The sequence below is a fragment of the Gottfriedia sp. NPDC058432 genome (genome assembly GCF_042721555.1).
Taxonomy (GTDB): Bacteria; Bacillota; Bacilli; order Bacillales; family Bacillaceae_G; genus Gottfriedia.
On sequence record NZ_JBHXLC010000028.1, the window covers coordinates 18,404 to 32,527 of the forward strand.

The following is a 14,124-nucleotide window of genomic DNA, read 5'->3' on the forward strand; positions in this document are numbered from 1 at the left end:
CATTCCAACTCTCATATGTTTTTAGTTAGTGTATGGAATCTGTCCAAATTCACGCATTACAAGAAAATAAAATTATAAACAAAAAAGGTACATGGATTTTACCATGTACCTTAACTAGTTACTTATTTACTGCTGTCTTGTGGTTTGCGTTGTCCACCACGGTTGTTATCACGAGAACCTTCGTTACGTTTGCCACGGAAGTTTCCTCCGCCGCGGTTATCACGGTCTCCACGACGACCATCTCCACGACGATTATCGCTACGACGTCCATCTCCACCGCCACGTCTATTTTCGCCACGACGGTATCCGCCGCCACCGCCACCGTTTCCTCCGCGTCCGCCACGGTCACGTTTGACCATTGGTGGCTCATCAGTTAAACGAATTGGTGTTTCATTTGGCTCTTTTGTTAGCATTTTTAAAGCTGCAGCTACAACACTTACAGAATCATGCTCTTCAAGTAATTCTTCTGCAATACGTTTGTAGAATGCTAAATTATCACTTTCCATAGTCGAAGTTAATTTTTCAGCAATGATACGTTGTTGACTTTCAATTGCTTCGTCTAATGTAGGTGCAGTCATACGTTCCATACGACGTTTAGTTGTACGTTCGATATTTTTTAATTGATTAAACTCACGAGGAGTAATAAATAACATCGCTATACCTGATTTTCCAGCACGTCCTGTACGTCCAATACGATGAACATAGCTTTCAGGATCTTGTGGAATATCAAAGTTGTATACGTGTGTAACTCCAGAAATATCTAATCCACGAGCTGCTACATCAGTTGCAACTAGAACATCAATTGAACCAGCTTTAAATTTACGAAGTACTTGCTCACGTTTCGCTTGTGATAAATCACCATGAATACCTTCTGCAGCATATCCACGTAAGTTTAATGCTTCTGATAATTCATCAACACGACGTTTTGTACGACCGAAAATAATCGCTAATTCTGGTGTTTGAATATCTAATAAACGTGTAAGAACGTCAAATTTTTTCTTTTCTTGAACTTCAATAAAATGTTGTTCAATGTTAGGCATTGTAACTTCTTTTGCTTTTACTTTTACGATTTGTGGATTTGTCATGAAAGTTTCTGCAATGCGACGAATTGGGTCAGGCATAGTTGCAGAGAAAAGAAGTGTTTGTTTGTTTTCTGGAACTTCTTTTAAGATCGCTTCAATATCTTCAATGAATCCCATGTTTAACATTTCATCCGCTTCATCTAATACAACTGTATTTACATTGTTTAGGCGAATTGTACGACGGTTAATATGGTCTTGAATACGACCAGGAGTTCCTACAATAATATGTGGGAATTTTTTTAAAGAACGCATTTGACGATTAATATCTTGTCCACCGTATATTGGAAGGATTTTTACACCTTTATTCATACCGATTTTGTGTAATTCTTCGCCAACCTGAATAGCTAGTTCTCGTGTAGGAGCGATAACAAGTCCTTGGACATTGTTACTATCTACATCAATTTTTTCTAGTAATGGAATACCAAAAGCGGCTGTTTTACCAGTACCAGTTTGCGCTTGACCAATTACATCATGGCCTTGTTTTGCTAATGGAATAGTCTGCGCTTGAATTGGTGTAGCTTCCTCGAAGCCTAATTTTTCAATCGCAAACAGGATTTTACTACTTAATCCTAATTCTTGAAATGTTGTCAATTTGGTTAATCTCCTTTGTATCTCAATTGATCTATAAAAATTTAAAAAATTATATGTTTCGTGCCTGTTTCATATGGAAGGTTCGTTTTTAGTGGAAAACAATAGTCCGAAGTTTCATGAAAAGGAAACAATATCTACCCATTATACGGACATTCTATCTAAAAAGCAAATGAAGTTATATTCTAACAATTTGGTTTCCAAACTATATTTTACCCTTAAATTATCGTTAAATTCGCCATAAAATCATGTTTATAGCCTTCTTCATCCCTTATATTACGAACAGTTTTCATTTGTTAAATTACGCGTATAAAATTTTCACTTCATATATTTTTACACGCTTTAAGCGAAGAGAAAAACTAAGCGAAAAAGGAATAATTCTATCCCTATTTCTCCCGCCTTCCCCTCTCTTGATTATATGCTTACCCCTGATTTACTAGTGCATTTACAACTTCTTCTAATTTCATTCCCCTAGAAGCTTTAACTAATACTAGGTCATTTGGTCCTACCTGTTGTAATAAATCTTCAATTAACTTATTTTTATCTTCAAAGCTTTTTACTTTTGAAGAGTTCATTTGTTCAAAAGCTGACTTTGCTGCAAATTTACTTAATGATCCAAAAGTATAAAGAAAATCGAAATGAAGATTTACGACTTCTTCTCCAATTTCTTCATGAAAAGCAATTTCTTGATCACCTAATTCTAGCATGTCGCCAAATACAACAAATTTTCGATTATAACCCTTTAGTTCTGAAGCAAATAAAAGAGCCGCTTTCATAGAGGTAACACTTGCATTATAGGCATCATTAATAATTGTTATTCCATTTTCATTCTTTACTAGTTCCATACGCATTTTTGTCATTTCTAAATTCTGCATACCAGAACTAATTTCATCCCATGTTAATGAAAACTTTCTCGCAACTGCAATAGCTGCTAATGTATTACTAATATTATGTTTGCCTAGTACACCCAATTTAAACCGGACATCGTTAGCTTTATTTATTTCAAATTCACTGCCAGATTCATTCATATCAATAAATGTTGGATATACATCATTACTTTCGCTAAAACCAAAAGTTTCGATTGTATAGATTAGGTTTTTGTCTTTTGTTCCTTCGATTAATAACGGTTCATCGCCATTAATCACAAGTAATCCATTTTTTGATAGTCCGCTAGCAATTTCAAGCTTCGCCTTTGCGATACCAGCTCTTGAGCCTAGTTCTTGCATATGAGATTCGCCAATGTTTGTAATTATTGCCGCGTCAGGCTCAGCTAAATTAGATAAAAATTCAATTTCTCCAAAATTGCTCATACCCATTTCTAAAACAGCAACCTCTGTATCTTCTGCCATCGCTAATACTGTTAATGGAAGTCCAATATGATTATTAAAGTTCCCTTGAGTTTTATGTACTTTATATTTTGCTGAAAGAATGCTAGTTAAAATATCTTTTGTCGATGTTTTCCCATTACTTCCTGTTATACCAACTATTTTACCATTCCACTCACTTAAATATGATTTAGACAGCTTTTGTAAAGCCTCTAATGTATCATCAACCAAGATGACAGATGCGTTTGTTGGTACAATTGAAAATTCTCTAGAACAAAGTACTGCGCTAGCACCGTTTTCAATTGCTTGAGGTAAAAATTGATGCGCATCGAATTTTTCACCGATCAGCGGTATAAATAATTTTCCATTTAAATCTACACGAGAGTCTGTTGAAACTCCGTTGATAGTTAAATCTTCACCTTTTAATTGGCTACCAGGGATCATATTAACGATTTGAGATAAAGTACGTACGATTGACATTGTCACCCACTCCTCTTCTATAGCATTTTTCTTCTATTCACATGAAAACACTATTCAACCATGAATAGTGTTTTCAATTGTTAAATATTATATTTAATTTGTTGTTTTTGTTCGTAACGTTCGATCGCTAGGTCTATTAATTTTTCAATTAATTTTGGATATGTTAATCCAGTAGCCTGCCATAATTGAGGATACATACTGAACGGAGTAAATCCAGGCATTGTATTAACTTCATTCATTAATACGCCACCATCTTCAGTTACGAAGAAATCAGCACGTGTTAAGCCAGAGCCATCGATTGCTTTGAACGCAACTTCTGCATAATGTTTAATTTTTTCATATGTTTCAGTTTCAACAGGAGCTGGGATAATTAGACCAGTATCGCCACTCTCATATTTTGCAGTATAATCATAAAATTCTACTGATGGTTTGATTTCCCCAACAACAGAACATTCAACTTGATCATTACCTAATACAGCAATTTCTATTTCACGTCCAACAATGTTTTCTTCAATAATTATTTTACGGTCAAATTGGAATGCTTCTTCAAATGAAGCCATTAATGCTTCACGATTTTTAGCTTTCGTAATACCAACACTTGAACCTAAGTTTGCAGGTTTAACAAATACAGGATAGCCTAATTCTTTCTCGACTGCTTCATAGCAAGTCTCTGCATTTGATTTCCACTCAGTTTTTAAGAAATGTACATATTTAGCTTGAGGGATTCCAGCTTGAGCAAACAAGTTTTTCATAATCACTTTATCCATACCAGCTGCTGATGCTAATACACCATTTCCTACATAAGGAATATTTAATAGTTCAAGTAAACCTTGAACTGTTCCATCTTCACCATTTGGTCCATGTAATAATGGGAAAATAACGTCAACTGGGCCAGTTGAATCTTGATTTGAAGCTGCAGGAATAATTGATGAAGTTAACGCGACAGGAGCGATTTCATTTACATGTTGATCCTCATTTGAGAATTTTAAAGCTGCAACACTTTCTACTTTCCCCTCAATTTGTTTCCCTTGTAACCATTCGCCTTGTTCTGTTATATAAATTGGATACACATCAAATTTTGTGTGATCTAAAGCAGAAATAACGGCAAAAGCTGTTTGTAATGATACTTTGTGTTCAGCAGATTTACCGCCATATAATAATCCTAACTTAATCTTCATGATGTTCCCCCTACTATTTTTTGCTCTCCCTATTGTACCACTTTATACAAATGTGTATAAGCTTTTATGGGTAGAAACCTATTTTTCTTTACAACATATGCAATGATAGCTGTTTTGTGATTTCTTTACAACTAAAAAAAGCATAGCTCTACATGAACTATACTTAGTGTGTGGACGAGAATAATAAGAATCACATTTGTTGACGAAGTAACAAAGAAAACAAGTGTCGCGAGAACTATTGCGCTATACCCTGTTGACTATCTCTAATCGCTACTTTTTCATCAAGTGAGCGATACATTATTCCTGATAATACAACTCCAGATCCAAGAATAACAAAAAGCCATATTCCTAATTTTAAATCAAATAAAAAGCCCCCAAGTAAAGGTCCAAGAAATCCACCAATCGTCCATTTCATACTACCAACCGCCATATAAGTCGCTCTTAAATCTTCAGGTGCAATATTCGCCACAAATGTCATTTGAACTGGCGACATCACCATTTCTCCAAAGGTATAGTATATAAAGATAATTGCCAATAAAAATAGAATCATCCACTTACCTAACCCAACTGAGAGGAAAAATGGTGGTGCAAGGCCGATCGATAAAATACCTAGGCCAAATAAGATGGTTCCATAAAACATCGTCTTTCCGATTGAACGCTTCGATAAATAACTTGAAATTGGAAATTGCAAAAGAACAACTAACAATCCATTAAGCGACATTAAAAATGGGTAAGGATTCCACATACCAAATTGCGATTGAAAGGTTTGTTTAAAATAAAGTGGTAGCATTCCTTCAATTTGTGAGAAACCCATTGAAATAATCACACCTGTTGCTACATAAAAAAGTAATAATTTATCAGATCCAATGATTTTCATAACCTTTTTAAATGGTATTTTCGTTACATCATTCTTTCCTTCATTATTCATATCTGCAGGAAGTGTTTCTTTTAATAGAATTAATTGTGCAATACTATAAAGTCCTAAAGCGATTGCTGCAATATAAAATAAACTGTCTTTAGAAAAGTAAACAACTGAACTTCCTAATAATGGACCGATCACAGTACCGACATTACTTCCAACCCTTAATAAACCATATGCTTCAGTTCTTTCTTCTGGTTCAGTTACATCAGCTACCATTGCAGAAGCTGCCGGGCTAAAAAACGAGTTACTAATACCTAGTAAAATCGATAAAATTAAAAATGCTGTATAACCTTCTGCTAAAGCAAAGGATACTAAAATAAGAGATGTTCCAAGCGTCGAAAAAACCATCATACGTTTTCGACCATATAAATCGGCGAGTCTACCACCTGCCATCGAACCAAATAAAGATGCTATAGGTGAAATAGACATAATAAATCCTACCTTTAGCATTGAATCAACTTTTCCTTCTAGGTATAGAGCAAAAAATGGCATAAGCATCATCATCGCACTACTTGTAATCGTTTCTCCAATTACTCGAACCCACACATTACGATCCATACCTTTTAACTTTTTAAAAAAATTCATCCTTAAGCTACACCTCCTAGTGCATCATAACTCCCATATTTAAATCGTATCGGAAGAATTTTAAGTTACAAATTACTTTATACACGTATCCGATAAAATATGTTATACAAAACAAAAGGGCGTTCAGATTGACTTTTTGTCATCTGAACACCCACTCTTTTTTTAAACTTTTAAACTTGTTCTTTTGAAGAAACTGAGAACATCAATCCCAAAAAAGTTCCTAATAGAAATAAGGTTGAACAAGAGCCCATCAATACTATGCTCACCGTTAGGCTTATGCCCGTATGTAAGAAACCGCTTCCAGTGAAATATAGTAAAAAAAGAATAAGACCGATAAAAAAGGCAATACCAGAATATTGAGTATATGTTTCAACGATTTCATTATCAGTGCGCTTCATAATGATTAACCTCCCGTTTCGTCTTTTTTGTGAATTGCAATACCTAATTTGTGACAACTTTGTGACACTTTTATATTAACACACTTATTTCGCAATTGTAAATATTTTCAGAAAACTTTTTTCGTAAATATTTAGGACAATCTTTTAAAACTAATAAGTAACATAAACAACCTCCCCTACTAAATTAACAAATATAAAAAACCGAGACGAATAGCCATCTCGGTTCAAATTTAATTTTTTTTAATTTAGTTAAATATCCTTAAAGTCTATTTAAGGAAGATACTCTTATAATTACCATAGCCCTCTTCATCCATTTTTTCATATGGAACAAATCTTAATGCAGCAGAGTTTATACAATAGCGCAGGCCCTCAGGCCCAGGTCCATCATCAAAAACATGCCCTAGATGCGAGTCAGCTTCAGAACTCCTGACTTCAATACGCAACATCCCATGGCTATAATCCTTCTTCTCTTCAATTTCACCTTTTAAAATTGGCTTTGTAAAACTTGGCCATCCACAGCCTGAATCAAATTTATCTAATGAACTAAATAAAGGAAGTCCTGAAACGATATCAACATATATTCCTTTTTCTTTATGATTCCAGAACTCATTTCTAAATGGTGGTTCAGTTGCATCTTCTTGAGTAACAGCATACTGAATTGGTGTTAGTTTTTTCTTTAACTCCTCTTGGCCCGTTTTCCAGTTTTCCTTTAAAAATTTTTGACGACCAGATCCTTTAAAGTAAAGCTGGTAACGAATCGGGTGCTTTTTATAATAATGCTGATGATATTCTTCTGCTTCATAAAATGGTTTTGCAGATAAAATTTCTGTCACAATTGGTTTCTTGAAAACGCCACTTTTCTCTAGTTTATCTTTAGATACATGAGCTTGCTCTTTTTGATTTTCATTATGATAAAAAATTGCAGTTTTGTATGAACTACCACGATCATTAAATTGCCCCCCTACATCTGTTGGGTCAATTTGTTGCCAAAATAAATCCAATAATTTTTCATACGGATAGACTTCTGGATCAAATGTAATTTGAACAGCTTCATAATGACCTGTTAAATGCGTGCATACCTCTTCATATGTTGGGTTTTCTTTCTCCCCACCTGTATAGCCTGACACAACTTTTATTATTCCGTCCTGTTGATCAAACGGTTTTACCATACACCAAAAACATCCACCAGCAAATGTAGCCAATTCTGTGCCCATAACTTTACTCCTCCTAAAAATTGTCATTAATTATATTTACCATATCTAAAAGACGATATAAATATTTTTGCTTAAAAAGACCAATTGCTAACTTGAAAGAATTAAGATTTGTATGTAAACTTATACGATAATTACACAGGAGGAAATTAGATGTTACAAGAATTTAAGAAGTTTGCTTTAAAAGGAAATGTACTAGATTTAGCAGTCGGGGTAATTATTGGTGGTGCATTTGGTAAAATCGTATCTTCTTTAGTTGGAGATATAATGATGCCAATTTTTGCACTGATCATAGGAAAACAAGACTTTACTGCTTGGCATTATCATCAGATTAAATACGGCTCATTCATCCAAACAGTAGTCGACTTCCTTATCATCTCAATCTCGGTATTTTTCTTTATTCGATTAATTAATAGACTTTCATTTAGAAAGAAAGAAGCAGAAGAAGCAAAACCAGTTGTACCTACTAAAGAAGAAGCTCTACTTATTGAAATACGTGATTTATTAAAAGAACAGGTTTCAAATCAAAAAGGTATAAGCTAAAAGCTTATACCTTTTTAATATTTCCGTAAGATAATATAAAAAACCTCGTACTATACTAATTATAATACGAGGTTAATAAACTATTAGAATTTTCCATAGCCTAAGAAGTGAGAACGAACCCAGCTATTACTTAAGCTGATTACGCTGATCCCTTTACTTCCAGCATGAACCATTTTATTTCCACCAATGTAAATACCCATATGTGAAGGACCATTAATATAAGTATTTTGTAAGAATACTAGGTCACCAGGTTGTGGAGAACTGATTTTTGTAGCATTGCTCCAATATGTTTTTACATTTCCACGAGAGATGCCATATCCATTATGTGAATATACATACCAGATGAAACCACTGCAATCGAAACCGCTTGGAGACGTTCCGCCAAATACATAAGGTACACCTTGGAATTGTAAAGCATAATCTACAAGTGAGCCAGTTGCTACTGGACCATCATCATTTGAATCTGATTTAGGTTTTGAATCTGAATTTGAATCTGAATTTGAACTAGAATTTGAACTTGATTTCGAATCTGAATTTGAACTAGATTTAGTAGCTGGAGTGCTAACGCTGTCATCTTCTTCATCATCGCTAGATAAAGCAGCTAGTTCAAGAGATTGTTGCTCAAGACGTTGAACTCTTTCATCTTCTTTTGCATTCTCTAGTTCTTTAACTGCTAACTTTAAGTTAGCTTCAGCTGTATTTAATGATTTTTGCTTTTCAGCTTGTGATTTAGAAAGATCACTTTGTTGCGCAACTAAATCTTCTTTTGCTGTTACTAAAGATTCTTTCTTCTGATCAACAAGTTGTTTTTCTTTTACTACTTCTGCTTGTTCAGACTTTTGTTCTTTAATGATATTTTCATCAGCTTGAAAAAGTGTTGAAATTGAGTTTACTCGATTAAAGAAATCTACGATTGAATCAGAATTAAATAAAACGTCTGTTACTAGATTAACTTTTGGTTGCTTTTGCATTGCAACTAAACGATCCTCTAATAAATCGTTACGTTTTTGAATTCTGTCTTCTAAATATGTAATTCTTGCTTTTTTATCTTTAATGATTTCTTCTGTTTCAGAAATTTCTGCTTTTTTTGCTTCTATGTTTTGCTTAGTTGTTTTAATTTGTTGATCTATTTTCTCTATCTCGTTGCTTAATTCTTTAAATTGTGATTGGAACTTATCTACTTCAGCTTGCTTTTTTTCAACTTTGCTATCAGCTAATACTGAAGCATTTGGCGCTAATGATAATACTATTGTACTTGCCATCGCCAGCACTGCTAGTTTTTTTCTTAACATTTCAGCGTTTCTCCTCTCGCTAATCTACGTAAATATTTATACCATAGATTCCCGAAGAGAGTCGCAATTGTTACAATATTGTAATATAAATGATAAATATGTCTTTATATGTCGATAAATTATCATCTTTTATTAAAGGAAACGAAATAAAACACTTCTATATTATATAGAAGTGTCAGTATTGATACAAATAACACAAAAACGTTAATTATCTATCTACGAGAGTTTTCGATGTAAACTCTGTCATTTCTAACTAAATCTTCATATGTTTCGCGACGAACTACTTCTCTTGAAACACCATCTTTCACAAACACTACTGCTGGACGACGGATACGGTTATAATTATTAGCCATTGAATACCCATAAGCACCCGTGCAAGATACAGCTAATAGATCATTGTTTTGTACAACTGGTAAGTTACAATCCCAAATTAGCATATCGCCACTTTCACAGCATTTACCAGCAATCGATACAACTTCTTTATTCTCATCATTTGCTCGATTTGCAAGCATCGCTTCGTATTTTGATCCGTATAGTGCAGGACGAATATTATCAGTCATTCCCCCATCAACAGATACATATTTACGAATTGAAGGAAGAGTTTTTGTTGAACCAATCGTATAAAGTGTTGTTCCAGCTTCACCTACAATACTACGTCCAGGTTCTAACCATAATTCTGGTAATTTGTAGTCTAGCTTTTCACATTGTTGTTTAATAATAGTAGTAATTTTTTCTATATGAATAGCAACAGCTAAAGGCTCATCTTCTGAAGTATAGCGAATACCAAAGCCTCCACCTACGTTTAATATTTCAGCTGTAAAACCTAAATCGTTTTTAAGTCCATTTAAAAAGTTCATTAATACATTGATTGCATGAACAAATCCGTCTGGTTCGAAAATTTGAGATCCTATATGTGAATGTACTCCTAATAATTTAAGGTTATTTGAATTTAATGAAACTCCCACTGCTTCATTAGCTTGACCAGACATAATATCGAATCCGAATTTAGAGTCTTCTTGGCCTGTCATTACATATTCATGTGTGTGTGCTTCAACACCTGGTGTAACACGTAATAATATTGATACTTCTTCATTACGTTGTTCAGCTAAGGCCTGTAATACTTCTAGTTCAAAGAAATTATCGACTACAAAACAACCGATTTTTGCATTTAAAGCTTCTTCAATTTCCTCAATTGTTTTGTTGTTTCCGTGAAAGTGAATTTTCTCAGCTGGATAACCTGCTTGCAAAGCTGTATATAACTCTCCACCAGAAACAACGTCTAGACAAAGACCTTCTTTTTCTATTAAGCGGGCTTGTTCAACACATAGGAACGCTTTACTCGCGTAAGCAACCTGATATTTCATTCCCGTTTCTCTTAAAGCTTCATGGAATTCCCTACATTTTGATTCAATTAATGCTTCGTCATAAATGTATAGAGGTGTACCGTAATTTTTTACTAAATCTACAGTATCACAACCTCCGATTTCTAAATGTCCTTCATTATTAATTCGACTATTACCATGTAAATACATTCGTATTCTCCCTTCAAATCAAATGTAAGATCATTCTAAGAAGCTAGCTTCAATGTATTAGTGTATTAAAAAAGACACATGAAGGATATGTTCATGTGCCTATCGCTTTTAAAAAGGACTTAGCCAATCACATCTCTTCAATAGCTCTTCACAAACACATGTGACAGTACTACATTTATTAAATGTAGTCCCAGAAATAAAATGTGTGGCAATTTATTTCTTCGGCATAGGATCCTTTCTCATTTCGTCATAGAACCCACAGTTCTCTAAAATGATACTCATATACAATGCAACCTCTACGAATAGACTGTTATTTTTTATATTAGTCTATGTATAACACAGTCTAAAAATAGATGTCAAACCATTTCTGAATAATATTGTCGATTTATATTCACTTCATACACACAGCTTTTCCTTTTCAAAATAATATCTATAATATAGAATATGTTTTATGCGAGAGAAAAGGTGATTCAAAAATGAAAAATCATTTAAATAAATATAAATTAAATCTAAAAAAAACAAACCACTAACAAACTGTTAGTGGTTTTTCTTTTTTGTTGCCTTATTACAACACTCTTAACTGAAGTAGAAAAAATTGGACAGGGGTGAATAGATTGCGTTCAAGCAAAATAGCAGTACTTTCAATATGTAGTAACACATTCATCGTTTTATTAAAATTAATAGTCGGGATTTTTACAGGTTCCGTAGCAATTATCTCGGAAGCAATTCATTCTTTATTGGACTTAGTTGCTTCAGTCATTGCCTTTTTCTCTGTAAGGATTTCAAACAGACCGCCCGATAAGGAGCATCCTTATGGTCATGGTAAGTTTGAAAATATTTCAGGTACAGTCGAAACAATCTTAATATTTGTAGCTGGTATTTGGATTATCATTGAATCTGTTGAAAAGTTACTTCATCCTACCCCAATAAAAATGCCAATTATCGGTGTAGTCGTCATGTTAATGGGAGCGTTAATCAATTGGAGAGTAGGAAAAATCGTTCAAAAAGTAGGAAATGAAACTCATTCTGTTGCAATGCAATCAAACGCTTTGCATTTATTAACAGACGTTTATTCATCACTCGGAGTTGCAGTAAGTTTAATTTTAGTAAGTCTTACTGGTTGGGAATTTCTCGATGCATTGATCGGAATTGGAATCGCAATTTATATAATGAAGGAATCAATCGAACTTGGACGTAAATCGTTTACTCCCCTACTTGATACTGGGCTTTCTACAGATGAGTTAAAACAAATCGAAAATGTATTAAATTCTTTTAAATCCCAATTTATCGAATACCATGACTTACGCACGAGACGTTCGGGTGCTGAGGAACATATAGATTTTCATTTAGTATTACCATCACACATGAGTATTGAAGAAGCCCATTTACTATGTGACAAAATAGAAGATGAAATAAAAAAGGTTTTAGTAGATCCTAAAATATTAATTCATGTCGAACCAGAAAATGAAAGAATACAAAAAATTGATTTCCTAAATACTTCTTCTAGAGAAGATCAGGAATTACAAGGAGTAGGAAATTCATTAAAAGGATAATTTGAAATCAGAAATTAAAAAACCCCACAAGGATTTTATACTTTGTGGGGTTCTTTCTATTGAAAGGACTTTTACTAAATAATAATTTCATCTGAAGGTTGCTCTGAGTCGTCTCCTTTTAGTTTTTGAGCTCTCATCGTAACCATTGCATAGCCGATTGCCATAATTATGCCAAAAACATATCCACCAACTGTAAAGATAATTGTACGTGAGTAATATGCTTTTAATCCATACGTATCAACCATCCACCATTGTGCAATAGCAAATAGTATATCTTTAATAATCCATGCGACAAACAAATACTGAAACACTTTAAATAGTGAAGGATGTTTATATAATTTTTTACTTTCTTCACGATCTTGCCCCTGTATTGCAGCAATATCAATCATAAAATAATATGGTAACGGCTTTCTCATAGCCATTAAAATTAAAAATACCACTACAACCCCAAAGTGATAATACACATTGTACAAAATTAAGTTTTTTGCAGAACCTAATGCCATTAAATCAACAGCAGTACTAACAGTTAATGTTGAGATAATAAAAATACCAGTAACATTAAACTGTTTAGTATACCAAAAACGAAATAAAGTATATAAAATCCCAGGAACCGTCGGTAAAAGCATCGCCCAATAGTCACTAAAATAGTGTTGTAATACTTTATATAAAACAAGCGGAAATACTAAATACAAAATTAGATCGTAAATAATTAAATTACTTTCTTTCTTCATTTATATAACCTCTTTTTTTAGGCTGTTTTCGTCATAATCGTTGCTATTTAATTGTATGATCAATGTTACTAAAAACAAAAATCAATTAGAAAGAGCCATATTTTATTTTGAATTACCACAATTTTCAAACTATCAAATTAACAAATTGTTAAACATGATTATAACAAAAAAATCTAAGAGCATAAACTCCTAGATTTAGTGTGTGGACAAAAGCGAAAAATTAACTCTATTGGCCAAGTGACTTTTTTAAACCATTAATTAATCCGGCATGTAGCCCTTCATGGAAAATGTTAAAGCTAATCATGTCTCGAACAGTCTTAATTTCAAAACTACCTAGCTTAATCTCTTTTAGAATACTTTCATCTAAACGTCCTTCATATGTAGAAATAACTTGTTCAACTTGTTGTTCTAATAATGTAACAATTTCCTCATATGATGGTGGCTCCTCTTGCCAGTCACTTGGTTTAGTCCCACCTTTGAAAAAGTCAATGAATTCCTTTGAAAGATGACCAGCATCACCAGTGTTAGCATAAAGTAATTGCTCATATGCCCCTAGTACATGACCAGCATTCCAAAGAATATTATTATTGAATCCTGCTGGTACTACATCTACAACTTCTTTTGAAACAGAACTAAGAACTTTCAAAGTATAAACCCTTGTAAACCTAAGTTGTTCAAAAATAGCATCTGCCATCTTGATCCCT

At 33.5% G+C, this 14,124-nt stretch carries 12 protein-coding genes and 1 riboswitch; of the genes, 2 read left to right on the forward strand and 10 right to left on the reverse strand.

Annotated features, from left to right (window positions below; genetic code table 11):
• Window positions 1–122: 122 nt before the first annotated feature.
• From cshA to msrA, 6 genes are all read right to left on the reverse strand, one after another.
• Entirely contained in the window at window positions 123–1,673 is a 1,551-nt protein-coding gene (gene cshA / locus ACFWM3_RS21020) for a degradosome RNA helicase CshA (protein ID WP_335407850.1), read from the reverse strand.
• A 419-nt stretch (window positions 1,674–2,092) separates the two neighbouring features.
• The gene (locus ACFWM3_RS21025) at window positions 2,093–3,475 is read right to left on the reverse strand and encodes a UDP-N-acetylmuramoyl-tripeptide--D-alanyl-D-alanine ligase (protein ID WP_390312815.1); all 1,383 of its coding nucleotides are present in this window, start codon (window positions 3,473–3,475) and stop codon (window positions 2,093–2,095) included.
• Window positions 3,476–3,555: 80 nt separating this feature from the next.
• Window positions 3,556–4,656: a D-alanine--D-alanine ligase gene (locus ACFWM3_RS21030; RefSeq protein WP_390312837.1), complete on the reverse strand. Its 1,101-nt coding sequence runs from the start codon at window positions 4,654–4,656 to the stop codon at window positions 3,556–3,558.
• 232 nt (window positions 4,657–4,888) lie between these two features.
• A complete protein-coding gene (locus ACFWM3_RS21035) occupies window positions 4,889–6,160 on the reverse strand; it encodes an MDR family MFS transporter (protein ID WP_390312816.1) in 1,272 nt (423 codons plus the stop codon).
• A 170-nt stretch (window positions 6,161–6,330) separates the two neighbouring features.
• Window positions 6,331–6,558: a hypothetical protein gene (locus ACFWM3_RS21040; RefSeq protein ID WP_056476072.1), complete on the reverse strand. Its 228-nt coding sequence runs from the start codon at window positions 6,556–6,558 to the stop codon at window positions 6,331–6,333.
• 266 nt (window positions 6,559–6,824) lie between these two features.
• Window positions 6,825–7,772 carry a peptide-methionine (S)-S-oxide reductase MsrA gene (gene msrA / locus ACFWM3_RS21045; RefSeq protein ID WP_286131775.1) on the reverse strand — a complete coding sequence of 316 codons (948 nt, stop codon included), beginning with the start codon at window positions 7,770–7,772 and terminating at the stop codon, window positions 6,825–6,827.
• 150 nt (window positions 7,773–7,922) lie between these two features.
• Here msrA and mscL point away from each other — a divergent pair, with 150 nt between their 5' ends.
• Window positions 7,923–8,312, forward strand: coding sequence for a large-conductance mechanosensitive channel protein MscL (gene mscL, locus ACFWM3_RS21050; protein ID WP_390312817.1), 390 nt, complete (start codon window positions 7,923–7,925; stop codon window positions 8,310–8,312).
• Between the two features lie 83 nt (window positions 8,313–8,395).
• On the opposite strand, the gene ACFWM3_RS21055 is transcribed toward mscL, so the two are convergent.
• Both ACFWM3_RS21055 and lysA read right to left on the reverse strand, forming a co-directional pair.
• Window positions 8,396–9,604, reverse strand: a complete 1,209-nt coding sequence (locus ACFWM3_RS21055; RefSeq protein WP_390312818.1) for a C40 family peptidase — start codon at window positions 9,602–9,604, stop codon at window positions 8,396–8,398.
• A 212-nt stretch (window positions 9,605–9,816) separates the two neighbouring features.
• Window positions 9,817–11,136, reverse strand: coding sequence for a diaminopimelate decarboxylase (gene lysA, locus ACFWM3_RS21060; protein ID WP_390312819.1), 1,320 nt, complete (start codon window positions 11,134–11,136; stop codon window positions 9,817–9,819).
• 133 nt (window positions 11,137–11,269) lie between these two features.
• Window positions 11,270–11,443, reverse strand: a riboswitch (Lysine riboswitch).
• Window positions 11,444–11,750: 307 nt separating this feature from the next.
• Here lysA and ACFWM3_RS21065 point away from each other — a divergent pair.
• Complete coding sequence (locus tag ACFWM3_RS21065; protein WP_390312820.1) at window positions 11,751–12,689, forward strand: cation diffusion facilitator family transporter; 939 nt, start codon at window positions 11,751–11,753, stop codon at window positions 12,687–12,689.
• A 74-nt stretch (window positions 12,690–12,763) separates the two neighbouring features.
• Here ACFWM3_RS21065 and ACFWM3_RS21070 read toward each other — a convergent pair whose 3' ends face one another.
• The gene (locus ACFWM3_RS21070; RefSeq protein WP_056476087.1) at window positions 12,764–13,420 is read right to left on the reverse strand and encodes a VC0807 family protein; all 657 of its coding nucleotides are present in this window, start codon (window positions 13,418–13,420) and stop codon (window positions 12,764–12,766) included.
• Window positions 13,421–13,646: 226 nt separating this feature from the next.
• Window positions 13,647–14,114: a DinB family protein gene (locus ACFWM3_RS21075; protein ID WP_390312821.1), complete on the reverse strand. Its 468-nt coding sequence runs from the start codon at window positions 14,112–14,114 to the stop codon at window positions 13,647–13,649.
• Window positions 14,115–14,124 lie beyond the last annotated feature (10 nt).

Bases quoted from the DNA above. Each gene is read 5' to 3' on its own strand.
- ACFWM3_RS21025 (WP_390312815.1), bottom strand. From the start codon at position 3,475: ATGTCAATCGTACGTACTTTATCTCAAATCGTTAATATGATCCCTGGT.
- ACFWM3_RS21035 (WP_390312816.1), bottom strand. From the start codon at position 6,160: ATGAATTTTTTTAAAAAGTTAAAAGGTATGGATCGTAATGTGTGGGTT.
- ACFWM3_RS21040 (WP_056476072.1), bottom strand. From the start codon at position 6,558: ATGAAGCGCACTGATAATGAAATCGTTGAAACATATACTCAATATTCT.
- msrA (WP_286131775.1), bottom strand. From the start codon at position 7,772: ATGGGCACAGAATTGGCTACATTTGCTGGTGGATGTTTTTGGTGTATG.
- mscL (WP_390312817.1), top strand. From the start codon at position 7,923: ATGTTACAAGAATTTAAGAAGTTTGCTTTAAAAGGAAATGTACTAGAT.
- ACFWM3_RS21055 (WP_390312818.1), bottom strand. From the start codon at position 9,604: ATGTTAAGAAAAAAACTAGCAGTGCTGGCGATGGCAAGTACAATAGTA.
- lysA (WP_390312819.1), bottom strand. From the start codon at position 11,136: ATGTATTTACATGGTAATAGTCGAATTAATAATGAAGGACATTTAGAA.
- ACFWM3_RS21070 (WP_056476087.1), bottom strand. From the start codon at position 13,420: ATGAAGAAAGAAAGTAATTTAATTATTTACGATCTAATTTTGTATTTA.
- ACFWM3_RS21075 (WP_390312821.1), bottom strand. From the start codon at position 14,114: ATGGCAGATGCTATTTTTGAACAACTTAGGTTTACAAGGGTTTATACT.